General features: G+C 67.7%; 22 protein-coding genes and 1 tRNA gene. 7 read left to right on the forward strand and 16 right to left on the reverse strand.

What is annotated here, in order from left to right; translation table 11 throughout:
* Window positions 1-141: 141 nt before the first annotated feature.
* Together E9232_RS20745 and E9232_RS20750 are read right to left on the reverse strand one after the other, a co-directional pair.
* Window positions 142-2,181, reverse strand: a complete 2,040-nt coding sequence (locus E9232_RS20745; RefSeq protein WP_309797048.1) for a beta strand repeat-containing protein — start codon at window positions 2,179-2,181, stop codon at window positions 142-144.
* Window positions 2,182-2,492: 311 nt separating this feature from the next.
* Window positions 2,493-2,567 (reverse strand) — tRNA-Met (locus E9232_RS20750).
* Window positions 2,568-2,739: 172 nt separating this feature from the next.
* On the opposite strand from E9232_RS20750, the gene E9232_RS20755 reads away from it, so the two are divergent.
* From E9232_RS20755 to E9232_RS20765, 3 genes are read left to right on the forward strand one after another with little or no spacing between them, the layout of a single operon-like run.
* Window positions 2,740-4,182: a M16 family metallopeptidase gene (locus E9232_RS20755; RefSeq protein ID WP_309797051.1), complete on the forward strand. Its 1,443-nt coding sequence runs from the start codon at window positions 2,740-2,742 to the stop codon at window positions 4,180-4,182.
* A 22-nt stretch (window positions 4,183-4,204) separates the two neighbouring features.
* On the forward strand, window positions 4,205-5,524 hold the full coding sequence (locus E9232_RS20760; RefSeq protein ID WP_309797053.1) for a M16 family metallopeptidase: 1,320 nt from the start codon (window positions 4,205-4,207) through the stop codon (window positions 5,522-5,524).
* 28 nt (window positions 5,525-5,552) lie between these two features.
* Window positions 5,553-6,464 carry an aldo/keto reductase gene (locus E9232_RS20765; protein ID WP_309797055.1) on the forward strand — a complete coding sequence of 304 codons (912 nt, stop codon included), beginning with the start codon at window positions 5,553-5,555 and terminating at the stop codon, window positions 6,462-6,464.
* 4 nt (window positions 6,465-6,468) lie between these two features.
* Here the strand turns inward: E9232_RS20765 and E9232_RS20770 are convergent, their stop codons facing one another.
* Window positions 6,469-7,386, reverse strand: coding sequence for a DMT family transporter (locus E9232_RS20770; protein WP_309797057.1), 918 nt, complete (start codon window positions 7,384-7,386; stop codon window positions 6,469-6,471).
* 197 nt (window positions 7,387-7,583) lie between these two features.
* Here E9232_RS20770 and E9232_RS20775 point away from each other — a divergent pair, with 197 nt between their 5' ends.
* On the forward strand, window positions 7,584-9,116 hold the full coding sequence (locus E9232_RS20775) for a class I adenylate-forming enzyme family protein (protein WP_309797058.1): 1,533 nt from the start codon (window positions 7,584-7,586) through the stop codon (window positions 9,114-9,116).
* Window positions 9,117-9,137: 21 nt separating this feature from the next.
* Here E9232_RS20775 and E9232_RS20780 read toward each other — a convergent pair whose 3' ends face one another.
* The 6 genes from E9232_RS20780 to E9232_RS20805 all read right to left on the reverse strand — a co-directional run bounded on the left by E9232_RS20780 (window position 9,138) and on the right by E9232_RS20805 (window position 13,429).
* Window positions 9,138-9,440, reverse strand: coding sequence for an SCP2 sterol-binding domain-containing protein (locus E9232_RS20780; RefSeq protein WP_309797060.1), 303 nt, complete (start codon window positions 9,438-9,440; stop codon window positions 9,138-9,140).
* A gap of 35 nt (window positions 9,441-9,475) precedes the next feature.
* The gene (gene mnmA, locus E9232_RS20785; protein ID WP_309797062.1) at window positions 9,476-10,603 is read right to left on the reverse strand and encodes a tRNA 2-thiouridine(34) synthase MnmA; all 1,128 of its coding nucleotides are present in this window, start codon (window positions 10,601-10,603) and stop codon (window positions 9,476-9,478) included.
* Window positions 10,604-10,935: 332 nt separating this feature from the next.
* Window positions 10,936-11,631: a hypothetical protein gene (locus tag E9232_RS20790; RefSeq protein WP_309797063.1), complete on the reverse strand. Its 696-nt coding sequence runs from the start codon at window positions 11,629-11,631 to the stop codon at window positions 10,936-10,938.
* 197 nt (window positions 11,632-11,828) lie between these two features.
* On the reverse strand, window positions 11,829-12,395 hold the full coding sequence (locus E9232_RS20795) for a GNAT family N-acetyltransferase (RefSeq protein ID WP_309797065.1): 567 nt from the start codon (window positions 12,393-12,395) through the stop codon (window positions 11,829-11,831).
* A gap of 19 nt (window positions 12,396-12,414) precedes the next feature.
* Window positions 12,415-12,771, reverse strand: a complete 357-nt coding sequence (locus E9232_RS20800; protein WP_309797068.1) for a cupin domain-containing protein — start codon at window positions 12,769-12,771, stop codon at window positions 12,415-12,417.
* A gap of 223 nt (window positions 12,772-12,994) precedes the next feature.
* The gene (locus E9232_RS20805; RefSeq protein ID WP_309797069.1) at window positions 12,995-13,429 is read right to left on the reverse strand and encodes a cupin domain-containing protein; all 435 of its coding nucleotides are present in this window, start codon (window positions 13,427-13,429) and stop codon (window positions 12,995-12,997) included.
* A 538-nt stretch (window positions 13,430-13,967) separates the two neighbouring features.
* On the opposite strand from E9232_RS20805, the gene E9232_RS20810 reads away from it, so the two are divergent.
* On the forward strand, window positions 13,968-14,450 hold the full coding sequence (locus E9232_RS20810) for a VOC family protein (RefSeq protein ID WP_309797071.1): 483 nt from the start codon (window positions 13,968-13,970) through the stop codon (window positions 14,448-14,450).
* A gap of 151 nt (window positions 14,451-14,601) precedes the next feature.
* Window positions 14,602-16,929 (forward strand): P-loop ATPase, Sll1717 family, encoded by a 2,328-nt coding sequence (locus E9232_RS20815; protein ID WP_309797073.1) that lies wholly within the window; start codon window positions 14,602-14,604, stop codon window positions 16,927-16,929.
* Window positions 16,930-16,999: 70 nt separating this feature from the next.
* On the opposite strand, the gene E9232_RS20820 is transcribed toward E9232_RS20815, so the two are convergent.
* From E9232_RS20820 to E9232_RS20835, 4 genes are all read right to left on the reverse strand, one after another.
* On the reverse strand, window positions 17,000-18,172 hold the full coding sequence (locus tag E9232_RS20820) for a Gfo/Idh/MocA family protein (RefSeq protein ID WP_309797075.1): 1,173 nt from the start codon (window positions 18,170-18,172) through the stop codon (window positions 17,000-17,002).
* 180 nt (window positions 18,173-18,352) lie between these two features.
* The gene (locus E9232_RS20825; RefSeq protein WP_309797076.1) at window positions 18,353-19,162 is read right to left on the reverse strand and encodes an ATP-binding cassette domain-containing protein; all 810 of its coding nucleotides are present in this window, start codon (window positions 19,160-19,162) and stop codon (window positions 18,353-18,355) included.
* Complete coding sequence (locus tag E9232_RS20830; protein WP_309797078.1) at window positions 19,159-20,301, reverse strand: ABC transporter permease; 1,143 nt, start codon at window positions 20,299-20,301, stop codon at window positions 19,159-19,161. The genes E9232_RS20825 and E9232_RS20830 overlap by 4 nt, the downstream gene beginning before the upstream one ends.
* A 205-nt stretch (window positions 20,302-20,506) precedes the next feature.
* On the reverse strand, window positions 20,507-21,454 hold the full coding sequence (locus E9232_RS20835; protein WP_309797080.1) for a sugar ABC transporter substrate-binding protein: 948 nt from the start codon (window positions 21,452-21,454) through the stop codon (window positions 20,507-20,509).
* A 265-nt stretch (window positions 21,455-21,719) separates the two neighbouring features.
* Here E9232_RS20835 and E9232_RS20840 point away from each other — a divergent pair, with 265 nt between their 5' ends.
* Window positions 21,720-22,370, forward strand: a complete 651-nt coding sequence (locus tag E9232_RS20840; RefSeq protein ID WP_309797083.1) for an NnrU family protein — start codon at window positions 21,720-21,722, stop codon at window positions 22,368-22,370.
* 15 nt (window positions 22,371-22,385) lie between these two features.
* Here E9232_RS20840 and pseC read toward each other — a convergent pair whose 3' ends face one another.
* The 3 genes from pseC to E9232_RS20855 form a co-directional block, all read right to left on the reverse strand.
* Window positions 22,386-23,603, reverse strand: a complete 1,218-nt coding sequence (pseC, locus tag E9232_RS20845; RefSeq protein ID WP_309797084.1) for a UDP-4-amino-4,6-dideoxy-N-acetyl-beta-L-altrosamine transaminase — start codon at window positions 23,601-23,603, stop codon at window positions 22,386-22,388.
* A gap of 66 nt (window positions 23,604-23,669) precedes the next feature.
* The gene (gene pseB / locus E9232_RS20850) at window positions 23,670-24,710 is read right to left on the reverse strand and encodes a UDP-N-acetylglucosamine 4,6-dehydratase (inverting) (protein ID WP_309797086.1); all 1,041 of its coding nucleotides are present in this window, start codon (window positions 24,708-24,710) and stop codon (window positions 23,670-23,672) included.
* 389 nt (window positions 24,711-25,099) lie between these two features.
* Window positions 25,100-26,119: a hypothetical protein gene (locus E9232_RS20855; RefSeq protein ID WP_309797087.1), complete on the reverse strand. Its 1,020-nt coding sequence runs from the start codon at window positions 26,117-26,119 to the stop codon at window positions 25,100-25,102.
* Between the last annotated feature and the right edge of the window lie 70 nt (window positions 26,120-26,189).

Below are 26,189 nucleotides of genomic sequence, written 5' to 3' on the forward strand. Positions count from 1 at the left end.
GCCGAGGAAAGGGAACGGATGCAAACACCAGGGGCGGGACGATGCATCGGCACCGGTCCCGCCCTTGATGCTTCGTATGGCCAACCGCCCCGCGCCAACCCCACCTTGCGGATCGCAGGGTGGGGCCGCGGGGTCAGAGAGTTAGAGAACGAAGTCGCTGGCGGTCAGGGTGTGGTCGGACAGGACGGTGATGGCGAAGTCGGCGACCTTGTCGCCATTGGTGTCGCCGAAGACGCCCTGATAGCCGTTCGGCAACTGGAGGATCCGGAGCTCGCCGGCCGTGCCGGTGAAAGCGCCGGTGCCGAGGGTGAAGGCGCCGTCGCCGGCCCCCGCGCCATTGGCATCGATCGGCGACAGGTCGATCTTGTCGCCGGTGGAGAAGTCCTCGATCACGTCGCGGCCGGATCCCGCCACGGTGCTGTCGCTGACGGCGTTGTAGACGAAGGTGTCGTTGCCGGCGCCGCCCTGGAAGGTGTCGGCCCCGCCGCTGCCGGTGAGGACGTCGTCCCCGCCCCGGCCCCACAGCCGGTTCGCACTGTCGTCCCCGGTCAGGACGTCGTTGAAGGCCGAGCCGCTGACCTGTTCGATGCCGGCCAGGGTGTCGCCGGCGGCATCGCCGCCGGACACGGCGCCGGTCGCCAGGTTGACGTTGACCGCCGCGGAGCTGCTGGAATAGGCCGCGACATCGATGCCGTCGCCGCCGTCGAGATGGTCGGCGCCGACGCCGCCGGTCAGGACGTCGTTGAAGTTGTTGCCGTTCAGGGTGTCGTCGCCGGCGCCGCCATAGACGACGTCGTTGCCGTCGCCGCCGTTGACCGTGTCGTTGTCGTCGCCGCCGTCGATGGAGTCGTTGCCGGTGCCGCCGGTGATGGTGTCGGTGCCGGCGGCACCGACGAGACGGTCGTCGCCGTCGCCGCCGTCGATGATGTCGTTGCCGGCCTCACCATTCAGGGCATCGTTGCCGCCATTCCCGTTGAGCGTGTCGTCGCCGAGTTCGCCGCCCAGGACGTTGGCGTTGTTGTCGCCGGTCAGGACGTCGTTGTGGCTCGACCCGTACAGGTTCTCGATGTTGGCCAGCGTGTCGCCGGCGGCGTCGCCGCCGGTGTTGACGTTGGTCAGCAGGTCGACATTCACGCCGGCCGCCGAGCCCTGGTAGTTGGCGACGTCCGATCCGGCGCCGCCATCGATGGCATCGGCCCCGGCCCCGCCGCGAAGCGTGTCGTTGCCGTCGAGGCCGAGGATGATGTTGTCCGATGCGTCCCCGAACAGGTGGTCGACGAACGCCGTGCCGGTCAGATTCTCGATGCCGGTCAGCGTGTCGCCCTGGGCGTCGCCGCCGGTGCCGGTGCCGGCGATCAGGTCGACGGTCACGCCGGCGCCCGAGCCGGAATAGTCGGCCGTATCGACGCCGCCATTGCCGGTGATGACGTCGGCCCCAGCGCCGCCGATGAGGGTGTCGTTGCCGGCCGAGCCGATGAGGGTGTCGTCGCCGGCCGACCCGATCACGCGCTCGATGCCGGTCAGGGTGTCGCCCTGGGCGTCGCCGCCGCTGCCGGTGCCTGTGGTCAGGTTGACGGTGACCGGCGCGGCGGAGCCGGAATAATCCGCGGTGTCGTTGGTGCCGGCGCCGCCCTGCAGCGAATCGGCCCCGCCGCCGCCGATCAGGGTGTCGTCCCCGGCGCCGCCGAGGAGGATGTCATTGCCGCCCTGGCCATTCAGCGTGTCGTCGCCGCCCTGGCCGTTCATGGTGTTGGCGGCCGCGCTGCCGGTGAGGCTGTCGCCACCGGTGTTGGAGCCGATCAGGTTCACGATGCCGACCAGCCAGTCGCCCTGGGCGTCGCCGCCGAAGCCCTGGGAGGCGCCGGTCAACTGGATGTTGAGGCCGAGGATCGGGAGGGTGAGGCTGAGCAGCACCGAAAGGTCGATGGTCACGCCGTCGACGGAGGTGGTGTAGTCCGCCGCGTCGATGCCCGACAGGGTGATGATGCCGGCGGCGTTCAGCAGGCCGCCGATGATGACGTCCGCCCCAGCGCCGCCCCGGATCACGTCATCGCCGGACCAGCCGATCGCGATGTCGTCGCCGCCCAGCGCATCGATGAAGTCGTTGCCGATGCCCTGGATGGGGCCGATGATAAGATCCGGAAGGATTTCCGCACCATTGGTGCCGGTAAACGTGGCCACGATCGAAACCTCATTAAATGTGAGACGAGCTGAATGCACTTATGGTGCATTACAATTGAAATAGATCAACCAAAAATTACCCGGATGGGGGTCTTTACAAACCTTCCATTTTGGGTATGGCCGGCTCTGGTCGCCCCGCCAAGGCGTCGGCGCCCCATACTCGCTCGGCAAATGATGTAAGGCAGGAATGCCGCGAAGCGCCGGCAAAGGAACGGATGCAAACGAAAAGGGCCGGAAGATGCGTCGGCACCGTCCAGCCCTCGAAGCCTTGTCTCGCAAGGGAGAACCGCAGCGCTCCGCGGTTCGAATCTTGGTAGCTGGGGAGGGATTTGAACCCCCGACCAAGGGATTATGATTCCCCTGCTCTACCACTGAGCTACCCAGCCATCGGGGCCGAGCGTATACGCGGCCGGCGCCGCTGCTGTCAAGCCGTGGGGCGCCTCCGTCGGCCTCCTTTCTTGCACCCTCGACGGACGGTCACGCTGCCGCCACAGTGTCGCGCTTCCTGGAGGCCCGGCCTGCTTGCGGTGCCGGCGCCGCTTCCGCTACCAAGGCTGCATGACCGCGATGCGCTTCTCCCTCGCCCGATCCGCTGCGGCCTTGGCCTCGGCGCTGGCCGTTTCCGCAGCCCTGGCCGCCGCCCCGGCCTTCGCCCAGACCTCCGCCTCGCCGCTGCAGGCCGCGCCCGCGCCGCTGCCGGCCGATTTCCGGATCGCGCCCAAGGCCGAGAGCTTCACCCTGGACAACGGGCTGCAGGTCATCGTCATCCCGTCCGGCTCCGCCCCGGTGGTGACGCAGATGGTGTGGTACCGCGTCGGCGCGGCGGACGAGGCGCCGGGCCAGTCCGGCATCGCCCATTTCCTCGAACACCTGATGTTCCACGGCACCACGTCCAAACCCCGCGGCTATTCGCAGGAGCTGGCGGCGCTGGGCGGGGTCGAGAACGCCTTCACCACCGCCGACTACACCGCCTACTTCCAGTCGGTGGCCAAGCAGAACCTGCCCTGGGTGATGCGCTACGAGGCCGACCGGATGCAGAACCTCGTGCTTGAGGAGAAGCGGGTCAATGCCGAGCGCGACGTGGTGCTGGAAGAGCGGCGGATGCGGATCGAGAACGAGCCGTCGTCCCGGCTGGCCGAGGCGATGAACGCCATCCTCTACCTCAACCACCCCTACCGGGCGCCGGTGATCGGCTGGCCGGAGGAGATCCAGGCGCTGCGGCGCGAGACTGCGATCGCCTTCTACGACCGCTTCTACACCCCGAACAACGCCACTGTGGTGATCGCCGGCGACGTCCAGCCGGCGGCGGTGCGCAAGCTGGCCGAGGAGATCTACGGCCCCGTCCGCCGCCGGGCCGACCCGCCGCCGCGGCTGCGCCCGCAGGAGCCGCAGCCGCCGGCGCCGCGCCGGATCGAGCTGGCCGACGCCCGTGCCGGACAGCCCTATCTGCGCCGCGACTACCTGGCCCCCTCCGGCGTCTCCGGCAAGCCCGGGGAGGCCGCGGCGCTGCAGGTGCTGTCGGCGGTGCTGTCGGGCGAGACCGGGCGGCTGTACCGCGCCCTGGTGACCGACCACAGCATGGCGGCGATGGCCGGCGCCTCCTACGACCCCGACATGCTCGACTACAGCGCCTTCGCCGTCTACGCGGTGCCGCGCGCCGGGGTGACGATGACGGATCTGGAAACCGCGATGGATGCGGTGCTGGCCGACATCCGCGACGGCACGGTGCCGGAGGAGGAGCTGGCCCGCGCCAAGCGCCGCCTGCTGGCCGGCGCGGTCTACGGCCAGGACGACCCGGGGACCCTGGCGCGGGCCTTCGGCGAGGCCGCGGCGCTGGGCCGCCCGATCTCCGAGGTGCAGGACTGGCCCGGGCGGATCGCCGCGGTCCAGGCCGCCGACGTGCAGAAGGTCGCGCGCACCTACCTGCAGCCGCCGCGCTCCGTCACCGGCATCCTGACCACCGCCCCGGCCCCGGCCGCGGGCGAGGCGAAGCAGCCCTGAAGCGCCAGCGAGGACGATACCGATGAAGCCGATCTTCGCCCACCCGCTGCGCGCCGCCCTGGCCGCATTCGGGTTCCTGCTCGCCGCCGCTTCCCCCGCCGCCGCGACCACCATCGACAAGGTGGTCAGCCCCGGCGGGATCGAGGCCTGGCTGGTGGAGGACCACACCGTCCCGGTCATCACCCTGTCTTTCGCCATGGCCGGCGGGTCCGCCCAGGACCCCGACGACAAGCTCGGCCTGGCCTCGCTGCTCAGCGACATGCTGACGGAAGGGGCAGGGCCCTATGACGCCGCCGGGCTGAAGGCGGTGCTGGCCGACCGCTCGATCCAGCTCGGCTTCGGCAGCTCGCAGGATTATTTCACCGGCCGGCTGAAGACGCTCAGCACCGAACGCGACGCGGCCTTCGAGCTGCTGCGCCTGACCCTGGCCGAGCCGCGGCTCGACTCCGCCGACCTCGACCGGATCAAGGCCGGGCGGCTGGCCGACCTGAACTTCCAGGAGAACGACCCCGGCACCATCGCCGACGACCGCTGGTCGGCCGCTGCCTTCCCCGGCCATCCCTATGGCCGCCCGACCATCGGCACCAAGGCGACGGTCGCCCCGATCGGGCCGGACGACCTGCGCGGCGCCCAGCGTCGGCTGATCGCCCGCGACGGGCTGCGGCTGGCGGTGGTCGGCGACATCGACGCCGCGACGCTGGGGCCGGCGCTCGACCGCATCTTCGGCGACCTGCCGGCGACCAGCACCCTCCGCGACGTGCCGGAGATCCAGGCCGTCGCCGCCGGTCAGACGGCGGCGGCGATGCCGGTGTCGCAGGCGGTGATCCAGCTCGGCTACGCCGCGCCCCGCCGCGACGATCCCGCCTATTTCCCGTCGATCGTGATGAACCACATCCTCGGCGGGTCGACCTTCACCTCGCGGCTGTACACCGCGGTGCGCGAGCAACGGGGCCTGGCCTATTCGGTCGACAGCAACCTGATCCAGCTGCGGCGCAGCGGCGTCCTGGTCATCACCGCCGGCACCCAGGCGGCGCGGGCGGGGGAGAGCCTGAAGGTGATCCGCGACGAGATCGCCCGGCTGGCGAAGGACGGCCCGACCGCGCAGGAGGTGGCCGAGGCCAAGAGCTACCTGATCGGCAGCTACCCGCTCGGCTTCGCCTCCTTCGACGCCCTCGCCAGCTACGTGCTGCAGCTGCAGCTGGCCGGGCGTGGCCGCGACTTCATCGAACGCTATCCCGGGCTGATCGAGGCGGTGACGGCGGACCAGGTCAAGGCCGCCGCCGCGAAGATCCTCGAGGTCAAGGACCCGACCGCGATCGTGGTCGGCGGCCCGGCGGGCTGACATCGCCGCCACAGAGGGGGACCATCCCATGGCTCATGACCGGCGCATCGTCCTGACCGAGGGCGGGCCGACGCTGTCGCGGCTGGTGTTCGGCGCCTGGCGGCTGCTGGACGGCCCGACCCGGCCCGACGCCGATGCGGTGGCGCGGCTGATCGCCGGCGCAGTCGATCTCGGCCTGACCAGCTTCGACCATGCCGACATCTATGGCGGCTATGCGGTCGAGGAAGCCTTCGGCGAAGGGCTGGCCCGCTGGGGCGGCCGGCGCGAGGCGATCGAGCTGGTCAGCAAATGCGACATCATGCTGGCCACCGCCAACCGCCCGGCGAACCGGCTGAAGCATTACGACACCAGCGCCGGCCACATCCGCGCCTCGGTCGACCGGTCGCTCGCCAACCTGCGCACCGACTATCTCGACCTGCTGCTGCTGCACCGGCCGGACCCGCTGATGGATGGGGACGAGACCGCGGCGGCGCTGGACGGGCTGGTCAAGGCCGGCAAGGTCCGGGCGGTCGGGGTGTCGAACTTCACCCCATCGCAGATCGACCTGCTGGCCTCGCGGCTGTCGGCCCCGCTGGCGACCAACCAGATCGAGATGTCGGTGCTGCGCACCGCGCCGCTGGTCGATGGCAGCCTCGACCACGCCCAGCGGCTGCGCTACGCGCCGATGATCTGGTCGCCGCTCGGCGGCGGCAGCCTGTTCACCGGCACCGGCGCGCGGGAGCAGGCGGTGCGCGCGGCGCTGGAAGCGGTGGCCGGCGGGCGGGACCTGTCGGCCGTCGCCCTGGCCTGGCTGCTGCGCCACCCGGCCCGGCTGGTGCCGGTGCTGGGCAGCCTGAAGCCGGAGCGGCTGGCGGCGATGGTGGGCGCCCTGGACATCACCCTCGACCGCCAGCAGTGGTTCGCCATCCTCGAGGCCAGCGAGGGGCGGGAGGTCGCTTGAGGCCTCAGGCCGGCTGGGCCTTGGCCGTCTTGCGCCCCGGCAGGGTCATGGCGGCGACGCCGAGGACCACCAGCACCAGCCCGATCATCGCGGTCGAGGCCGGGGTCTCGCCCAGGAAGACCACGCCGATCGCCACCCCGACCGGCACCCGCAGATAGGCCTGCGCCATGGTGCCGACCGAGCCGAGCGACGCCAGCAGCCGGAAGTAGATGACGAAGGCCAGCGCGGTCGAGACCAGCGCCAGGCCCAGCAGCGCGCCGACCGAGCTGGCGGAGGGCGCCAGCGCCCAGGGCCGGTCCAGCACCAGGCTCAGGGGGATCAGCATGGCGGCGCCGGACAGCATTGACCCCGCGGCCGGGACCATCGGGTCCAGCCCCTTGAAGTTGCGGCCGAAGATGGCGGCGACGGCGTAGCACACGGTGGCGGCCACGATCGCGAGCTGCGGCAGCAGCTGCCGGCCGGCACCACCCAGCGCGTCCAGCCCGATCACCAGGGTGATGCCGGCGACCCCGGCGACGACGCCGAACAGCTTGCGCCCGGTCACCGGCTCGTGCCGGGTCACCGCCCAGGTGATCAGGAAGGTGAAGATCGGCGAGGTCGAGTTCAGGATCGCCGCCAGGCCTGCGTCCAGGCTGGTCTCGGCCCAGGCGATCATGGTGAAGGGGATGACGCTGTTCATCACCGCCTGGAAGCCGAACAGCCGCCAGGTCCGGCCGTCGGCCGGCATGCGGATGCCGCGCAGCCGCAGCACCAGCAGCAGGACGCCGCCGGCGATGACGGTGCGCGCCGCGATCAGCGTCACCGGCGGGATCGTCGCGACGCCCAGCTTGATGAAGGTGTAGGAAGCGCCCCACAGGGTGGCCAGCAGCGCCAGCAGCAGGTAGTCGCTCAGCGGCGGGCTGGCGCGGTCGGTGGCGGACATGAGGGCCTCCTTCGGTCTTGGTGGCCCGACCATGCCCTGCGCGCGGGCGACTGTCGCGCGCGGACGCTGCGGCTTCCATCGAAGTGTCGCGGGCGGGGCGGCTACGGTCGTAACCCATCAGCCGGGCGCCGACATCATCGTGCAATCGCGAGCGCCCAGCTTTCCACCGTCGCAATGCCTCCTTTGAGGATGATGAGATGGCGGATCAGGATATCTGGGCGGCCTTGGCCGCCGGGACCGGCGCGTCCGGGCTTCACGGCCTCATGGCCGCGAAGGCGGCGGAGACGCCGGACGCCTTTGCCTTCCGGTTCGGCGACGACGTCTGGACGCGGGGTCGCTTCGCGGCCGAGGTCGAGCGCGTCGCCCGGCGCCTGCTGGGGCTGGGCCTGCGCCCTGGCGACCGGCTGGCCTTCCATCTGAAGAACGGGCCGGAGCTGGCGATCGGCTATTTCGCCTGCTTCGCCACCGGCATCATCGCGGTGCCGCTGAAGCCGGAATGGAAGACAGCGGAGCTGGCGGCCCTGCTGCGCCGGCTGACGCCGGCCTTCTACATCGGCCACCGAGATCTCCATGAGAGGATCGCCCGCCTCGACGAGTCGATCCTGCGGGTCGAGCGGCGGCTGGTGGTCGATTCTCCCGGGGATTTCCAGGCCTGGTCGCGCGACGGCGCCGGCGGCCCGGCCTTGCCGGCCACGGTGGATCTCGACGCGCCGGCGGTCCTGCTCGGCACCTCCGGCACCACGGCGGAGCCGAAATTCGTCACCCATTCCCAGGCCACGCTGGCCCACGCCATGCAGATGACGGCGGCCATCGTCCCGGACGGCGAGGTGACGCTGGCGATCGCCAATCCGATGACGCACATGTCCGGCTTCTTCACCACGGTCCGCTGCCTCACCCTCGGCGCGGGCTTCGTGCTGATCGAGCGCTACGACCCCGAGCTGATCCTCGATGTGGTCGAGCGCCATCGCTGCACCTTCGTGCTCGGCATGGCCTACATGTTCGGCGAGCTGATCGAGGCGCAGAAGCGGCGGCCGCGCGACGTCAGCTCGGCCAAGGTGTTCATCTCGACCGGCGATGTCGTGTCGATCGAGCTGCAGCAGCGCTTCAGGGCCGCCTTCGGCATCCGCCTGCTGTCGGTGTGGGGCGCGACGGAGGTGGTGGGGGCGGTGACGGCGGGCCCGGTCGACGGCCCGGTCAGCACCCCGCTGCCCGGCCTCGAGTTCCGCCTGGCCGACGATGACGGCGAGCCGGTGGTGCCGGGACAGGTCGGCGAGCTGCTGCTGCGCGGCCCGAACATCGCCATCGGCTACTGGACCGGGCCGGGGCAGGTCGAGAGCGGCCGGCGGAACGGCTGGTTCCATACCGGCGACCTGATGCGCCGGGACGCGGACGGCAACCTGTGGTTCGTCTCGCGCAAGAAGGAGATGATCATCCGTGGCGGGGTGAACGTCTCGCCGGTGGAGGTCGAGCTGGTGCTGATGTCGCATCCGGCGGTGCGCGACGCCGCGGTGATCGGCATCCCCGATGCCGTGCTGGGCCAGCGCGTCCGGGCGCTGGTGCAGCTGGCGGACGGCCATGGCAACGACAATTTCCCCGGCATCATCGACCATGTCAGCGAGCGGCTGGCCGACTACAAGGTCCCCGAGACGCTGCAGGCGGTGGAGTCGATCCCGCGCAACACGCTGGGGAAGGTCGATCGCCGCGCGGCCTCGGCGCTGGGCCGGGCCTGATCGCCCGGCCCGGCCGGACCCTCAATCGTCCAGCAGCGCCGCCAGCTTCATGCCGACGGTCAGGGACCCGTTGGCTTTGATCTTGCCGGTCATGTAGGCCATGGTCGGGCTCAGACTGCCGTCGACCATGCGCCGCAGCGTCTCCGACTTCATGGTCAGGGTGACGTCGGCCGGGGCGTCGCCGATGGTCACGGCCGGGGCCGGGCCGGTGCCGTCCAGCACGATGAACCCGTCGGCGCCGAGGTCGAACTTGACGCGGGCGTCGAGCGCGGGGCCACCGGCGGCGCGGCCGCGCACGGCTTCGGCGAGGGCGTCGAGCGACATGGGCAAAAGATCCTTTCTGTCCCCAGGAATCGGTGTCACGCGGCGGCGCGTTCGGCCCGGGCGATGAAGCCGCCGCCGAGCATCCGGTCGCCGTCATAAAGCACGGCGGCCTGGCCCGGCGCCACCCCGTGCTGCGGCGCATGCAGCTCCAGCACCGCGGTGTCCGGGCCGGTCAGCATGACCGTCGCCGGCACCGCCGCCTGGGCCGACCGCAGCTTGGCCTCGACCAGCCGGCCCTCGGGCCCCGGCGGCACGTCCAGCCAGTTCAGCTCCTGCAGCGCCACGCTGTGGCGGGCCAGCGCCGAGCGCGGGCCGACGATCACCTGTTTCGCCTCGGGGTCGAGCCGGACGACGTAGAGCGGCTCGTCGTCGCTGCGGCGGCCGCCGATGCCCAGGCCCTTCCGCTGGCCGATGGTGTAGTGGACGATGCCGGGGTGGCGGCCCAGCACGGTGCCGTCGAGATGCACGATCTCGCCGGGGCCGACCGCGCCGGGGCGCAGCCGCGCCACCACCTCGCCGTAGCGGCCCTCGGGCACGAAGCAGATGTCCTGGCTGTCCGGCTTGTCGGCCACCACCAGCCCCAGCCGCGCCGCCTCGGCCCGGGTCGCGGCCTTGGGATTGCCACCCAGCGGGAAGCGCAGGAAACCCAGCTGCTCCGCCGTGGTCGCGAACAGGAAATAGCTCTGGTCCTTGGCCGCGTCGACGGCGCGGTGCAGCTCCGGCCCGGCCGGCCCCTCGACCCGGCGGACATAGTGGCCGGTGGCCAGGCAGTCGGCGCCGAGGTCGCGGGCGGTGTCCATCAGGTCGCGGAACTTCACCCGCTGGTTGCAGCGGATGCAGGGGATCGGGGTCTCGCCGCGCAGGTAGCTGTCGGCGAAATCGTCCATCACCGCCTGGCCGAAGCGGCTCTCGTAATCCAGCACGTAATGCGGGAAGCCGATGCGCTCGGCCACGGTGCGGGCGTCGTAGATGTCGGCCCCGGCGCAGCAGGCGCCCTTCCGCTGGATGGCGATGCCGTGGTCGTAGAGCTGCAGCGTGATGCCCACGACGTCGTAACCCTGCTCGGCAAGCTGGGCCGCGACGACGGAGCTGTCCACGCCGCCGGACATGGCGACCACGACGCGGGTCGCGGCCGGGGGCTTATCGAAACCGAGTGAGTTCATGGCGGGGTGAATATAGGGATCGCCGCCGGTTTCGGAAACCTGCCCGTTCGGGGGCCGGGTATTCGGGTGGTGGGGGCGGGGAGGGGGAGGGACGAGATTGAACGAGAGTCCTCCCCCTCCCCCTGCGGGAGGGGGCAGGGGGAGGGGGTTCTCCCGGCCAGAACCGGCCGGAGCCCGCCGCCGATTGCCGGGTGCCAAAGCGCCATCGGCGCGCGGACGCGCGCAGACCCCTCCCCCTACCCCCTCCCGCAAGGGGAGGGGGGTGAGGAAGGTGCTGCCGGTCGAGCGGATGGACGGCGAATGGACGAAATGAGCGCAACCATCCTGTCGGCTCAACTGCTGTCCGGCTGCGGCGGTTTCCGGCCGGGCGGAGCGGGCTTGCCGGGTTCGGGCGCTTCGGGGGCCGGGTCGGGCGGTTGCTCCGCGCCGCGATCGTCCTGCTTCAGCAGCCGGTAGGACTCCCAGTCGGCGCCGGAATACCCCGGGTCCAGCCAGGCCGGGTCGGGGTGGATGCCCATGTCGCGGCACAGGTGGAAGACGATCTCCTCCAGCGGATGCTCGGCCAAGGCGAGATCGGCGTCGATCTCGGGGTCCTCGACCAGCCGTTCCCACAGCCCGGCCACGGAGGCCTTGGCCTGCTCGGTGTCCGGTCCGCGGTCGTCGGCGAGCGAGCAGACGACGGCGCGGGCCACCTGGTGGCGGCGCTTGGTCTTGTCCTCGGCCCGGGCGCGGCCGGCGGCGGCGGCCTTGTCGGCCGCCTCGCGGCGCTGGCGGGCGAGCTGGGCCTGCAACGCCACCGCGCGGCGCACGCCGCGGGCGGCACGGTCGAAGGCCAGCCCGAACTCCTTGGCCCTGGCGGCGTCATCGGCCTTGGCGGCGGCCAGCAGGGCCTGGTGCATGATCTCCGCCTGCTCCATCGCCATCTCGGCCAGCCGGTCGAGTTTTTGCGCACCCCGCTCCGCCCGATCCCGGTCGGGATCGGCTGGGGCGGCGTCGGGGCCTGCGGTGACGGAGTGCGGCTCGTTCATGGAACATATCATGAACAAACCGAACCGCTTGCGCAATGAACAAAGTGTTTACGCGCTGGCGCACAACCCCCACATCGTCATTGCGAGCGCAGCGAAGCAATCCATCGGGCAGCCCAAGCGGCGCCATGGATTGCTTCGTCGGCTTCGCCTCCTCGCAATGACGAAGAGGGGCGCGGGCTGCGCCTATCGCTCGCCGGTCACGGGTATTGCATCAGATAGGCCTCGCCGGTCACCCGCAGCATCGGGTGCGGCACGATGGTGCAGGAACCGACGATGCGGAAGCCGTGGCGCTCGTAGAAGCGCCGGGCGCCGGTGTTCGAGGCGTAGTCGATCAGGCTGAGGCCGGCGAGGCCGAGCGCCGCCGCGCGCTGCCGGGCCGCGTCCAGCAGCCGGGTGCCCAGCCCCCGGTTCCGCCAGCCCTCGTACAGCGCCAGGCTGGAGATGTAGAGCGTGCCCGGGATCTCCAGCCGGGCATAGGGCGCCAGCACCGGGTCGGTGGGCGGGGAGGGGTCGGGGGCCGCCACCATGGGATAGCTGTGCAGCATGCCGGCGACCTGCCCGTCCGCCGTCGCCATCACGCAGTTCTGGTAGGAGAAGTCGGTGTTCTCCCTGGCATAGCGGCCGGTGCCGACCTCCAGCAGGTCCTGGCCGGGCGCCGCCAGCTTGCTCCAGATGTAATCCGCCGCCCCCTCCGAGGAGATCCGGAACAGCGCGGCGATGTCCCTGGCATCCGCGCGCGTGGCGGGGCGCAGTTCGAACGGCATGGTCGACTCCCGGCCGGTGTCAGGCGAGCTTGATGGCGAAATGCTTCTGCACGGCCTCTTCGATCCGCCACACGCCGGTGAAGCCGGGCTCGACCGCGAAGGCGTCGCCGGGGCCGACCTGCACCGGGGTGCCGCCGTCGGGGGTGATGGTGATGCGGCCGCGGATGATGTGGACGAATTCGTAGCGGGCATAGGTGGCGTGCCAGCTGCCCGGGGTCGCCTCCCAGGTGCCGGAGATCATCGACCCGTCGGCCGATTTGTGCTGCACCCAGGTCTTCATCGTCGGCTTGCCCTCGACCACGCGCCAGCCTTCGAGGTCGGTGGTGATGGGCTCGCCGCCGGGGGCCCCCAGCTTCACGATCGTCTCGGTCGCCATGACTGTCTCCGCATCTGGGTCGGCCGGCGCCGGATGCGCCGCTCATGCCCGGCCACGACTGTGCCGAGGACCGGCGCGAAAGGCCACCCCCGGCGCGACCATGACTGGCGCGGGATCGTCATGCCGCCGTCGCCGAAGGCGATCGGCTTCTCTCGGGAGGGGCCGGAGCCACCCCCTCACCCGGAACCGCGCAGGATTTCCGGGTGAGGGGGGAGAGCCGCCCTCAGACCTTGGGCGCGGGCACCACCGGCACCAACCCGTGGCGTAGCATGACCTCCTTCATCCGTGCCGGGTCCGGCGCGCCGCTGTCGATCAGGGCGGCCATCTCGCGGAAATAGCCGGGGCCGAGCACGCCGGGGGTCAGCACCGACAGGCAGACGGCCGGCGCCTGGCTGTCGTTGCGGAAGGCATGGACGATGCCGCGCGGGATGAACAGGGACTGCCCGGGTCCGACCGCGACGTCGCGGCCGTCGACCTGGAAGGTCAGCGTGCCCTCCAGCCCGTAGACGGCCTCGTCCCAGCTCTCATGGTAGTGGGGCACCGGCATGCGGGCGTTCGGCTGCACGATCATCCGGAACATGTCCAGGCTGCCGCCGGTGTCGTCCTTGCTGTGCAGGAACTCCAGCACCAGCCCGCCCATCCCGATCGTCTCGGCCATCTCGGTCACCTCCCCTGGGCCGCGGTTGCCTCCGCGCGTCCGGCCAGGGTGCGCGCTCCCGCCGGCGCCGGCAATGGGCGGGGCAGAGCTGTTGCCGGCCTATCGCGTGGCCTCTTCCGCAAGCGAGAGCTTTTCAGAATAGACCGAGCCCGCTTTTTTCTTGTCCCCCCTCCCCTTGCGGGAGGGGGCTAGGGGGAGGGGTCTGCGCGCGCCCGCGCGCGAATGCGTAAAGGACAGGCTTCGCCGTCGGAGCCAAATTGCCAGAGTTCGGGCCGGTTCTGGGCATCGAGAACCCCCTCCCCCTACCCCCTCCCGCAAGGGGAGGGGGGACTCTTTTTTGACTGCGGCCGATATCGTTGCGAGCCTCCAAGACGATGCAGGGGAATTCTGAAAAGGTCCCGCAAGCGGGAGAGGCCACGCGGGCGCCCGGGCGCCATTCCGGCCTCCGGCTGCGGCCGGGCCGGGACAAAGCCGCCCGGCTTGGCCACCGCCCCGCCGCGGCGGTATCATGGGCCGCAGGCAACCGGAGGACACCGTGATGGCCGAGGCGACGGAGGCGGGCGCGCCCAAGGCCGGGGCGGCCAAGGCGCGCGCCATCGGGTTCAACCATGTCGCGCTCGAGGTCGGCGACATCGACGCGGCGCTGGCGTTCTACGGCCGGCTGTTCGACTTCACCCTGCGCGGCCGGTCGAAGACCATGGCCTTCATCGACCTCGGCGACCAGTTCCTGGCGCTGCAGCAGGGCCGCCGCCAGGGGCCGGACGACGGGCGGCATGTCGGGCTGGTGGTGGACGACAAGGCGGCGGTGCGCGCGGCGCTGGACGCGGCGGGGGTGGCGGTGCTGCCCGGCCGGTTCCTGGATTTCCTCGACCCCTGGGGCAACCGCATCGAGATCGTCGGCTACGACGCCATCCAGTTCACCAAGGCCCCCGACGTGCTGCGCGGCATGGGGCTGCTGCACCTGGAAAAGACTGACCAGGCGATCAGGGAATTGACGGAGAAGGGGATGGGGCCGGGGTGAAGGGGCTCACTAAGTTTCTCCTATGCGCCTAGGGCTGGTTGTTTCCGGTCCGCGCCCTCCCAATCCCGAAGAATGACATATATTGACGGTGCGGGTTTACGGGCGGACCGCTTGATGCCTATTCTGTCGGAATAGAGGGGGGACGAAATAAATGTCTACCAAATTCAGGAAGGCTTTTTTTGCATTTCCGAGTACTCCGAACGATCTTACGGCTCCAATCAAGGCAGCTGCCGAGGCCATAAAACGCTCCGATGATCATATATCAGTCCAAATTTGGCCTCAGATGGAGGTTTTCGGAGCTTCTATACCTGATGAGATAAAATCCGAAATACAGGAAGCGGATATTCTTATATGTGATATAACAAAACCTAATATGAATGTTTATTATGAAGCAGGATTTGCCATTGGGCAAGGAAAAACGGTAGCGCCAGTTATAAATACTTCGTTCGCAAACGTAGTCTCTGAAATACAGCGAGATGGTCTTTTTGATAATATAGGATTTAAAACGTACGATAATTCTTTGCAGCTAACTCAAATTATGAGAAATTTGCCATCAACAAATTTGATTGATTTATATTCGAGGCCGGTGAATTTTCAGCAGCCATTATTCTTATTAGATTCTTATCGGAAAACCGATTTTAGAAATGCTATTGTTTCTGCCGTTAAAAGCTCCAGAGTATTTTATAGAAGCTTCGATCCTGCTGAGGTGCCGCGTTTCTCAACTGTCCCGATCATTGGAGAGGTCACCTCATCATCTGGAGTAATCATTCCGATATTGGCCGATCACGTAGACGATGCGCAACGTCACAATCTACGAGCCGCATTTTTGTCTGGCCTGGCTTATGGTTTAGGACGACAGGCTCTTTTAATCCAACTGGAGCGGCAAGACCAGGTTAACCCGGCTGACTATCGGGATTTTATCTTATCTGTCAGAAGTGAGGGAGATGTCACAGATTCGGTTATAGATTTTAGCAAGAATGCTTTATTAGCTACCCAATCAATTGGGAAAACTTATATACGTACTGATAAAAGTGCCCTTCAGCGACTCACCCTTGGTGCTTCCGCTGCGGAGAATGAATTTCGCACCCTGGAGGAGTATTTTGTAGAGACAGCAGAGTTTGGGAAAACTTTACGAGGGGAAATCAATATAGTTGCTGGGCGGAAAGGATCTGGGAAGACTGCCATATTTTTTCGTGTGCGCGATAAATTGCGCCAAGATAAATCTTCAATAGTAACGGATCTTAAGCCTGAATCTCATCAGCTCAGCTTATTTCGAGAGGAGTTACTTAAATTAGTTGGCTCTGGTGTATTTGAACATACGTTGGCAGCTTTTTGGCAATTTGTGATGTTGACCGAGATACTATTTGCAATTAAGAAATATCACTCCGTAAGAGCCAGAAACGATAGCAAATCTCTCGCTATAACGCGTGAGATAGATGAGACAATCGCAAAGTTTGAATTCAATGATAGTGGTGATTTCACCTCCAGAATAAATAGGCTTGGAACTTTTATCCTTCTAGAGATAGAAAGAGCGACATCGAGAAGAGAAACTCTATCCCCCGAGAGATTGACAAATATAATATTTAAGGACGGGATATCACAAGTCAAATCTCTCGTGCAAAAACATACAGATGGTCATTCAAAAATTATTTTGCTTTTTGATAATATAGATAAAGGTTGGCCGGCTAGCGGAGTTGATGCTTTTGATATTAGATTGGTGAGGTTGCTAATAGAATCTCTTGATAAGATACGCCGAGATTTCGATGCGCATGGAAGAGAATTTTTTTCGGTTGTTTTTCTGCGCAATGATATTTATGAGCTTCTTGTAGAAGAAACTCCCGATCGAGGAAAATCTGGGCAAACTAGAATAGATTGGACCGATCGCGCAAAATTGAGACAGGTGATATTTAGAAGAATGCAATCTTCATTACGAGATAATAAGATAAGTTTCTCTGATATATGGGATAAATATTTTGAATCGACAGTAAAAAATCGAGACTCATTTGAATATTTTGTTGATCATTGCTTAATGAGGCCGCGATTTCTCATAAATATTATAGAAAACGCCATAGCGAACGCAATCAATAGAGGAAATTCAAAAGTAGTTGAAAATGACTGCATAGACGCTGTGCGCCAGCATTCATATTATCTCGTAAATGATTTTGGATACGAGATTCGAGACGTATCTGGACTGTCGGCTGATCTATTATATTCTCTGGTTGGAACCGAGAGAGTACTTAATAGAGATTCTGTAATAAAATACTTAAAGGATTTCGGACTTTTAGACATAGATCTAGATAATGCTTTTAGATTGTTGACATGGTATGGCGTCCTCGGGATTTTGACAAAAAGTGGTCAGGAAAAATACGTGTACGATTATGAGTATAACATGAAACGCCTGGATGCTGAGATACGAGTACTGGGAGGAGAAGCGCAATACGTTATAAATCCAGCACTACATGTTGCTTTAGATGAATGAGTATCGGATTTTATTGCATTTCTCAAACCGATCAATCCATGTGTAGGCGCCTAAGCGATGTGGTCCGGCCTTAGCTCTCCACCCCCACCCACCGCCGCTCCGCCGCCGACCGGCCGATCGCCTCGCTCACCCGCTCCAGCGCCGCGGCTGCGGCAAAATCGGGATAGGCGGCCGGGCCGCCGGCGATGGCGTCCAGCAACTGCGCCACCTCGATCACCTTGAGGTCGTTGAAGCCCAGGCCGTGGCCGGCCGCCGGGCTGAAGGCGCCGTAATGCGGGTGGGCCGGGCCGGTCAGCACCGTGCGGAAGCCGTTGCGGTCGCCCGGGGCCAGCGCGCGGTCGTAGAGCTGCAGCTCGTTCATCCGCTCCTGGTCGAACAGGATGGCGCCCTCGGTGCCGAACACCTCGAAGGCCAGGTGGTTCTTGCGGCCCCAGGCGACGCGGCTGGTCGCCACCGTGCCCATGGTGCCGTCGGCGAAGCGCAGCAGCGCGTGGGTCTGGTCCTCGTTCTCCACCGTTGCGGTGCCCGATGTGGTGGCGGCGGCGCCGTCGCGGCGCTCGCGGCCCTCGCCGGCGGCGGGCAGCGGGCGTTCGGCGATCACCGTCTTCTGGTCGGCCGAGACCTCGGCCACCGGGCCCACCAGGTGCAGCGCCACGCTGAGGATGTGCGAGCCGATGTCGCCCAGGGCACCGCTGCCCGCCTGGTCGCGCCGGCAGCGCCACGACATCGGCACGGCGGGGTCGGCCATGTAGTCCTCGTCGCTGACGCCGCGGAAATAGGTGACGCGGCCGATGGCGCTGTCGCGGATCAGCTGCGCCGCGAAGGCCACCGCCGGGCTGCGCAGGTAGTTGTAGCCGACCATGGTATGGACACCCGCCTGGGCGGCGGCCGCGGCCATCTCGGCGGCGTCGGCGGCGTTCAGGGCCAGCGGCTTCTCGCAATAGACATGCTTGCCGGCCTGCAGCGCCGCCAGCGCCATCGGCTTGTGCAGCAGGTTGGGCGAGGTGATGGCGACCAGGTCGATCTTGGGGTCGGCCAGCAGGTCCTGCCAGTCGCCGGTGGCGCGGGCGAAGCCGAAGCGGTCGGCGGCGCGCCGGGCGGCGCCGGCGTCGATGTCGGCCACCGCCTCCAGCCGCGCGCCGAGCCGGGTGCGGAACACGGCGGGCGCGGCGCGGAAGGCCAGCGCGTGGCATTCGCCCATGAAGCCGGTGCCGATCAGCCCGACGCCGATGCTGGTGGTCATGTCAGACCCTTGTCCGGTTTTTCTGGTCCCCCCTCCCCCTGCGGGAGGGGGTAGGGGGAGGGGGTTGTCGATGCGGGGAGCAGGGGCGGCATCCCTCTGGCGGCGCCGCCCCCTCCCCCTAGCCCCCTCCCCCTGCGGGAGGGGGGACTCAGGAATTGAGGGTCGGGGGACCCGACAGGCCTAAGCCGCCGCGTCGCTGCGGTCGAACTCGGCCAGTTCGGCGGTCAGGCTCGCCAGCTCCTGGCCGCCGGCCATCATCTCCAGCACCTGCTCGCGGGTGACCTCGCTCTTGGGGAAGGTGCCCAGCGACTTGCCGCGGTTCAGCAGGGTGAAGGTGTCGGCCACGGGGTAGGCGTGGTGCACGTTGTGGGTGATGAAGATCACGCCGAGCCCGCGCGCCCGCGCCTGCACGATGTAGCGCAGCACGCCCGAGGCCTGCTTGACGCCGAGCGCCGAGGTCGGCTCGTCCAGGATCAGCACCTTGGCGCCGAAATGCACCGCGCGGGCGATGGCGACGCATTGCCGCTCGCCGCCCGACAGCGTGCCCACGGCCTGGCCGGGGTCGCGCACGTCGATGCCGATCTGGCGCATGGCGTCCAGAGCCACCGCATTGGCCTTGTGCATGTCCATGCGCCGGGTCGGGCCCCAGCCCACCGTCGGCTCGCGGCCCATGAAGAAGTTCCGGGTCACGCTCATCAGCGGCACCATCGCCAAATCCTGGTAGACCGTGGCGATGCCGTGGTCGAGCGCGTCGCGCGGCGAGCGGAACTTGACCTCGCGGCCCTCGACCAGCACCTGGCCCGAACTGGGCTGGTGCACCCCGGCCAGGGTCTTGATCAGGGTCGACTTGCCGGCGCCGTTGTCGCCCAGGAGGGCCAGCACCTCGCCGGCGCGGACCGACATGGCGATGTCCTTCAAGGCCACCACCGAGCCGAAGTATTTGGAGACGGAGCGGAGTTCGATCAGAGGAGTGCTGGTACGGTCGATCACGAGCGGCCTCCCGTCGCCTTGCGGCGGATGTAGTTGTTGACGATCACGGCCAGCAGAAGCATGGCGCCGAGGAACACCTTGAACCAGTCGGTGTTCACGCCGGAATAGAAGATGCCCATCTGCACCACGCCGAAGATCAGCGCGCCGAAGGCGGCGCCGATCACCGAGCCGTAGCCGCCGGTCAGGAGCGTGCCGCCGATCACCGCGGCGATGATGGCCTCGAACTCCTTCAGCAGGCCGCGGTCGGCGGCGGCGGAGCCGAATTCCATCACCTGGCAGGCGGCGAAGACGGTGGCGCAGAAGGCGGTGCCCATGAACAGCAGGATCTTCACCCGGGCGACGGGCACGCCCATGTTGCGCGCGGCCACCTGGTCGCCGCCGACCGCGAAGATCCAGTTGCCGAAGCGGGTGCGCAGCAGGATCCAGGCGCCGAACAGGGTCAGCGCCGCCCACCACACCACCAGCACCGGCAGGCCGGGCACCAGCGGGCTGCCGTCGGGGAAGGTCTCGATCAGCCCCTGGCTGCCCATCCAGCGGAACAGCCCGTCCAGCACGGTGCCGCTGAACAGCGGCGCCAGCCAGTCGGCGGCCGCCGGGTCCTTGACGCCGCCGACGATGGTGCGGTTGGTGAACAGGATCGACAGCGCGATGGTCATGCCGCGCAGGATGAACAGGAAGGCCAGGCTGACGATGAAGCTGGGCAGGCCGGTGCGCACCACCAGCCAGCCGTTGAAGGCGCCGATCGCCAGGGCGCCGCTGAAGGCGAAGACCAGCGACAGCCAGACCGGCCAGCCGAAGAACACGGTCGGGATGGCGATCATCATGCCGGCGAAGCCGATCATCGAGCCGATCGACAGGTCGAACTCGCCGGCGATCATCAAGAGGCTGGCGCCGACCGCGAGGATGCCGAGCTGGGCCGAGACCACCAGCCAGTTCGAGATGCCGTCGGCGCTGAACATGCCGGAGCTGCCGGCGGTGATGCCGAAGAACACGAACACCAGCACGGTGCCGGCCATGGCGCCGAGCTCGGGGCGGGACAGCAGGCGCGACAGCAGCGAGACCGAGCGCACCCGCTCGTCGCCGGCGGGCAGGGGGGACCGGCCTTGCGGCATCCTGGCGTCAGTCTGGATCGAGGTCATGGCGTCTTCCGGGCTGTGGAAGAGGAGAGGGGCGGGGGCAGGGCCGCCTCAGATCAGTCCCCCCTCCCCCTGCGGGAGGGGGGTAGGGGGAGGGGGTTGTCGATGCGGGGTACCGCTCCCGCCGAGATTGCTCGACCGGCGCGACCCCCTCCCCCTGCCCCCTCCCGCGAGGGGAGGGGGAGGTCTTTAGAAAACGCCGGTTCGCTTACCGGTATTCGCCGGCCAGCTTCTCGACCAGGGCCAGGTTGTCCTTGGTGATGAAGCCGGGGCCGGAGTTGATGTTGTTGCTGGGGATCACGCCGTAGCGGACGTAGTTGGTCAGCAGCACCACCGGCAGGTAGCCCTGCAGGTAGGGCTGCTGGTCGATGGCGAAGGTCACCGTGCCGTCCTTGATGCCGGCGGCGATCGCCGGGCTCAGGTCGAAGGTGGCGAAGAACATCTTGCCGGCCTGCTTGTTGGCCTGCAGCACGGCGATGGTCGGCTCGGCCGAATTCGGCCCGAGGGTCAGGATGCCGTTGGTATCAGGGTGGGCGCGCAGGAAGGCCGAGACCTTGGTCTGGACCTCGCTCGGGTCCATGCCCGAATCGACCATCTGGTCGCCCAGCTTGACGCCCAGCGCGTCGGCGAAGCCCTGGCAGCGCTCCACCGAGGCCGGGTTGGTGATGTAGTGGTTGACGCACAGGAACTTGGTCACCCCGGCGGCCTTGGCCTTCTCGCCGGCGCCCTTGCCGGCGTCGTATTCCGGCTGGCCGATATGCATCAGGGCGCCGAGCTGCTTGCTCTGCTCCGCCGTGCCGGAATTGATGGTGATGACCGGGATGCCCTTCTTCACCGCATCGGTGATCGGGCCCTTCAGCACGTCGAAATCGGCGATGGTGATGATGATGCCGTCGGGCTTCGACGCGGTGGCCTGCTGCACGATGCGGGCCATGTCGGCGAGGTCGCCGGTCGACGGGTTCTGGTAGTCGACCGTGGTGCCGGTCTGCTTGCCGGCGTCGCGGATCGCCGTCTTGATGGTGTTCCACCAGCTGTCGGAATCGGGCGCGTGGCTGATCAGCACGAAGCGCTCATTGGCCGCCTGCGCCGCGGGTGCGGCAAGGCCCAGCACCATGGCGGCGCCCATCGCGGCACCGCAGAGCAATTTATGAAGCATCTGGTGTCCTCCCTAGGATTCGTCGCCCGATTCTCGAGGCCGGGATGCGGCATGCGCCGGGCCTGGCACCGGTGTCGGTTGATCGCCGGAATTGAACAGGATTTTTAGAACGAAGGCAATTCAGAATTTCTGTTCTATTTTCGATCCGGCCGTTTCAACCCGCCGGAACGCCAGATCATGCCGCCATCGCCGCAAGCGCCGCAACAAAGCGCCCCGCTGCTGTGCTAGACCGGAGGCCTTCGGAAGCTCAACGCAGGTCGCGCCGATGCTCTCGCTGATCCTCGCCGCATTGTTCTGGGTGGTCCTGCATCTCGGGGCGGCCGGTCCGCTGCGCCCGGCGCTGGTGGCGCGGCTGGGCGAGGGCGGCTATCGCGGCCTGTTCGCAGGCCTCAGCGCCGTCGGCCTCATCTGGCTGGTCCTGGCCTATCGCGGCGCGCCCTATGTCGCGCTGTGGCCGCCAGCGCCCTTCGCCGTGGCGGCGGTGCTGGTCTTCGCAGGATTCCTGCTGCTGGCCTACAGCCTCGGGCCCACCAACCCGACCCAGGTGGCGTCCGAGCGGCTGGGGCAGGGCGGGCTGCAGGTCGCCGGCATCACCCGCATCACCCGCCACCCGATGCTGTGGGCCTTCACCCTGTGGGCGCTGGCGCATCTGCTGGTCAACGGCCATGTGGCGGGGCTGCTGCTGTTCGGCGCCATCCTGGTGACCGCGCTGAACGGCATGGTCTCGATCGACCGCAAGCGGGCGGCCAGCCTGGGCGCCGCCTGGGACGACTTTGCCCGCCGCACCTCGCGCCTGCCCTTCGCCGCCATCCTGGCCGGGCGCGGCGAGCTGCATCCGGGCGAGCTGGCGTCCTGGCGCCTCGGCCTGGGCGTCGCGCTGTTCGTCGCCGCGCTGTGGCTACACGGCTTCCTTTAGGAGAGTCGCGTTGGTTCAGCCGATCACGTCCCGCAGCGCCTCGACCACCCGCTCGACGTCGCCGTCCTGCATGCCGGGGAACAGCGGCAGCGACAGGCAGCGGTCGTAGAAGCCGGTGGCGCCGGGCAGGCCCTGGCGGCCGTACTGGTCCTCGTAGTAGGGCTGGCGCTGCACCGGGATGTAATGCACCTGGGTGCCGATGCCCTTGGCGGCCAGTGCCTTGACCACCTGGCCGCGGGTCTGGCCGATCTGAGCGAAATCGACCAGCACCTCGTAGAGATGCAGCACCGGGTTGCAGCCCGGTGCCTTGGCGATCGGCCGCACCACGGGGGCCAGCGGCGCCAGCACCTCGTCGTAGCGGGCGGCCAGCGCCCGGCGCCGCGCCTTGAACCAGTCCAGCTTGCGCAGCTGGCTGATGCCCAGCGCCGCCTGGATGTCGGTCAGGCGGTAGTTGAAGCCCAGCGCCTGCATCTCGTAGTACCAGGGGTTCACCCCGGCCTGGGCCTGGTCGACCGCCATCTCGGTGTTGACGAAGGCGTCGGGGTCGCGGGTCAGGCCGTGCGAGCGCAGCTGGGCCAGCTTCTTCTGCAGCTCCGGCTTGGACGAGGTGATCATGCCGCCTTCGCCCAGCGCGATGGTCTTGACCGGATGGAAGGAGAAGCAGGCGAGGTCGGAGTCGCGGCAGGTGCCGACCTGGGTCCAGCCTTCCGGCGTCTGGTATTCGGTGCCCAGCGCGTGGCAGGCATCCTCGATGACATAGGCGTCGTGGCTGCGGGCGATCTCGGCGATCGGCGCCAGCGGCACGGTCTGGCCGGCGAGGTGGACCGGCAGCACGGCGCGCAGCCGCCCCTCCGGAAACCGCTCCGGGATCCGGGCGATCGCCGCTTCCAGGTCCTGCGGCCGCATCAGCCCGGTCTCGGGGTCGACATCGGAGAACACGACGTCGGCACCGACGAAGCGGGCGCAGTTGGCGGTGGCCACGAAGGTCACCGCCGGCACGACGCAGACGTCGCCGGGCCCGAGGTCGAGCGCCAGCGCCGCCAGGTGCAGCGCCGCGGTGCCGTTGGAGCAGGCGGCCGCGAAGGTCGAACCGGTCGCGGCGCAGAAGGCGCGCTCGAACTCGCCGACCGTCGGGCCGGTGGTCAGGTAATCCGCCTGCAACGCCTGGACGACGGCATCGATGTCGTCCTGGTCGATGAATTGGCGGCCATAGGGCAGGAACGTCACGGCCATCGCCTCCGAACCGCGCAGACTCTCAAGACGGGTTGAAACACCGGGGGAACGGCCGGGGCCGTTCGGTCAGCTGGCGTGCTTGTCCAGGATCTCGAGCAGCTCCGGCGCATCCAGCCATTCGGTGTTGTTGTCGCTGCCGTAGCTGAAGCGGTCGACCACCAGCTTGCCGCCGCCGTCCTCGGTGAAGGACTTGCGGACATACTCGCCGAACTGCGGCTCGATCACGTAGCGGTCCGCCAGCTCGACCGTGGCATAGGCGTCGTCGACCGCGATCATCGCCTCGTGCAGCTTCTCGCCCGGGCGGATGCCGACGGTGCGGTGCGGCAGGCCGGGGGCCAGCGCCTGGGCCAGGTCGGTGATCTTCATGCTCGGGATCTTCGGCACGAAGATCTCGCCGCCACGCATCAGCGAGAAGTTCGACAGGGTGAAGTTCACGCCCTGCTGCAGGGTGATCCAGAACCGGGTCATGCGGTCGTCGGTGATCGGCAGGAACTCGGCCTTCTCCGCCAGCAGCTGGCGGAAGAACGGCACCACGCTGCCGCGCGAGCCGACGACGTTGCCGTAGCGCACCACCGCGAAGCGGGTGCCGATGTCGCCCGACAGGTTGTTGGCGGCGACGAAGGTCTTGTCCGAGGCCAGCTTGGTCGCGCCGTACAGGTTGACCGGGTTGCAGGCCTTGTCGGTCGACAGGGCGATGACCCGCTTGACCCGGTTCTGCAGCGCGGCCGCGACCACGTTCTCGGCGCCGGTGATGTTGGTGCGGATGCACTCCGACGGGTTGTGCTCCGCCGCCGGAACCTGCTTCAGCGCCGCGGCATGGATGATGTAGTCGACCCCGCGGGTCGCCAGCGTCAGCCGCTCGCGGTCGCGCACGTCGCCGATGAAGTAGCGCATGCAGGCGCGCACTTCGGGCGGGTAGGCCGCGTTGACGGCGTTCTGCATGTCGTACTGCTTCAGCTCATCGCGCGAGAAGATGATCAGTTTCCGCGGCTTGTAGCGCTGCAGGATGGTGGAAACGAACTTGCGACCAAAGGAGCCGGTGCCGCCGGTGACAAAAATGACCTTGTCGTTCAGGTCGATGATGTCGTCGTCAAAAGTGCGATACATGAATCACCAGCGCTGTTGAATAACACGGCCCGAAGTCTTGAAGCCCCCCGCAGGCAGAGCCTGCAATCGTCCCGGCCCCCCGGACATACGCTTCAGGCTATAGCCGTCCCGCCGGCGTTTTGCAACGCGGTGCGGCAACGATTCTGGCCGAACGGAAGGACCGGAGGCAGACGGCCGCCGGACCCGAGCCAGCGGATAAAGCACTCGAAAAAGGGCGAGAAAGCGGCACGAAGCGGTCTTTTCGTCGATTGCCGCGTCGCCGGCAGGTCCTTGACAGCACAGCCCATGAAGACGGCAGGGCCGATCATTGGGAGAGGGCGCCGGCCGAAACCCGGCATCTGTGACCGGTCCCCGGCCCCGCCCTGGGGCCGGGCCTCCCGGTCCGTCGGTCAGGCCTGGCGGATCCGCGCGCCGAATTCGGCCATGCGGCGCACCATGGCCGCCGGGTCGATCAGCAGCTCGGGCAAATGCAGCCCCGGTGCCGGCGGCGCCCCGCCGGCGAGGCCGAGCATCCGCTCGACGGCCATGGCGATGCCCAGTGCGGTCAGCGGCGCCTGCCCGGCCGGGTGGACGATCTCGTGCCGGGTGCGCCCCGCCGACCCGTCCGGCAGCGTGCCGGCGAGGTCGATGGTGATCTCGGTCGAGAACGGCTCGCCGCGCCGGCGGCTGGCCGACTGGCCCAGCACCAGGTCCAGCCGGACCGAGCGGGCGGCGGTTGCCGCCGCCAGGCTGACCACGTCCATCGGCGAATAGGGCTGCGCCGCCATCGCGGTGCCGTCGACGCTGCGGTACCGGCCCGGCGTCGGGTCGCCGGGGATCCAGACCCATTGCCCGTCCTGCAGGATCTGGACGCGGGACGTGGCCTGGACGATGCGGTCGTAATCGGCATAGGCCGCCGGCCCGCCCATGTCCTCCTCGTCCAGCAGGGCGCCGATCGCGATCGTCTCGACGGTGCGGAACGTCTTGGCGAAATGCAGCGCCGGCAGCAGCGCCGCACCGGCCAGCCAGTGGCTGGCCAGCAGCACCGGGGCGGTCGGCCGGTGCAGCGCCTGCGCCACCTCCGGCCCGATCTCGAACACGCCGCTCGATGTGCTGACATGGGGCACGCCGCGCGCCTGGGCGAAGCGCAGCGAATTCAGGCCGGCATCCTTGACGAACGCCACGACGGCGCTGAAGGCCCGGTCCGGCTGGCCCGGATCGGGTTGCCCAAGGTCGGGTCTGGCCAGGTCGATCGCCGCCGCATCGGCGCCGCCGACCGCACGGGCCACCGCCTCGGCCTTGGCCAGGTCGCGCCCGCCGATGGTGATCGGCAGGTCCGGCTGCAGCCGGCGCAGCGCCTGGGCCGCCTGGGCGCCGACGATGCCGGATCCGCCGATGATGAGGACGGGCTGTTGCACGGGTGCGGGCATGGGGATGGCTCCAGGGCTGGGCGGGCATCGGGCGCGGCGCGCGACGCCGGCCGAAGTGAATTACCATTAG

It is taken from the genome of Inquilinus ginsengisoli (assembly GCF_031453975.1).
Taxonomy (GTDB): domain Bacteria; phylum Pseudomonadota; class Alphaproteobacteria; order DSM-16000; family Inquilinaceae; genus Inquilinus; species Inquilinus ginsengisoli_A.

What these genes read in the sequence shown, in the direction of transcription:
- E9232_RS20770 (WP_309797057.1), bottom strand. Translation starts at nt 7,386, where the DNA reads ATGTCCGCCACCGACCGCGCCAGCCCGCCGCTGAGCGACTACCTGCTG.
- E9232_RS20795 (WP_309797065.1), bottom strand. Translation starts at nt 12,395, where the DNA reads ATGCCGTTCGAACTGCGCCCCGCCACGCGCGCGGATGCCAGGGACATC.
- mnmA (WP_309797062.1), bottom strand. Translation starts at nt 10,603, where the DNA reads ATGAACTCACTCGGTTTCGATAAGCCCCCGGCCGCGACCCGCGTCGTG.
- E9232_RS20815 (WP_309797073.1), top strand. Translation starts at nt 14,602, where the DNA reads ATGTCTACCAAATTCAGGAAGGCTTTTTTTGCATTTCCGAGTACTCCG.
- E9232_RS20775 (WP_309797058.1), top strand. Translation starts at nt 7,584, where the DNA reads ATGGCGGATCAGGATATCTGGGCGGCCTTGGCCGCCGGGACCGGCGCG.
- E9232_RS20800 (WP_309797068.1), bottom strand. Translation starts at nt 12,771, where the DNA reads ATGGCGACCGAGACGATCGTGAAGCTGGGGGCCCCCGGCGGCGAGCCC.
- pseC (WP_309797084.1), bottom strand. Translation starts at nt 23,603, where the DNA reads ATGGCCGTGACGTTCCTGCCCTATGGCCGCCAATTCATCGACCAGGAC.
- E9232_RS20780 (WP_309797060.1), bottom strand. Translation starts at nt 9,440, where the DNA reads ATGTCGCTCGACGCCCTCGCCGAAGCCGTGCGCGGCCGCGCCGCCGGT.
- E9232_RS20760 (WP_309797053.1), top strand. Translation starts at nt 4,205, where the DNA reads ATGAAGCCGATCTTCGCCCACCCGCTGCGCGCCGCCCTGGCCGCATTC.
- E9232_RS20805 (WP_309797069.1), bottom strand. Translation starts at nt 13,429, where the DNA reads ATGGCCGAGACGATCGGGATGGGCGGGCTGGTGCTGGAGTTCCTGCAC.
- E9232_RS20820 (WP_309797075.1), bottom strand. Translation starts at nt 18,172, where the DNA reads ATGACCACCAGCATCGGCGTCGGGCTGATCGGCACCGGCTTCATGGGC.
- E9232_RS20830 (WP_309797078.1), bottom strand. Translation starts at nt 20,301, where the DNA reads ATGACCTCGATCCAGACTGACGCCAGGATGCCGCAAGGCCGGTCCCCC.
- E9232_RS20810 (WP_309797071.1), top strand. Translation starts at nt 13,968, where the DNA reads ATGGCCGAGGCGACGGAGGCGGGCGCGCCCAAGGCCGGGGCGGCCAAG.
- pseB (WP_309797086.1), bottom strand. Translation starts at nt 24,710, where the DNA reads ATGTATCGCACTTTTGACGACGACATCATCGACCTGAACGACAAGGTC.
- E9232_RS20835 (WP_309797080.1), bottom strand. Translation starts at nt 21,454, where the DNA reads ATGCTTCATAAATTGCTCTGCGGTGCCGCGATGGGCGCCGCCATGGTG.
- E9232_RS20765 (WP_309797055.1), top strand. Translation starts at nt 5,553, where the DNA reads ATGGCTCATGACCGGCGCATCGTCCTGACCGAGGGCGGGCCGACGCTG.
- E9232_RS20755 (WP_309797051.1), top strand. Translation starts at nt 2,740, where the DNA reads ATGACCGCGATGCGCTTCTCCCTCGCCCGATCCGCTGCGGCCTTGGCC.
- E9232_RS20855 (WP_309797087.1), bottom strand. Translation starts at nt 26,119, where the DNA reads ATGCCCGCACCCGTGCAACAGCCCGTCCTCATCATCGGCGGATCCGGC.
- E9232_RS20840 (WP_309797083.1), top strand. Translation starts at nt 21,720, where the DNA reads ATGCTCTCGCTGATCCTCGCCGCATTGTTCTGGGTGGTCCTGCATCTC.
- E9232_RS20790 (WP_309797063.1), bottom strand. Translation starts at nt 11,631, where the DNA reads ATGAACGAGCCGCACTCCGTCACCGCAGGCCCCGACGCCGCCCCAGCC.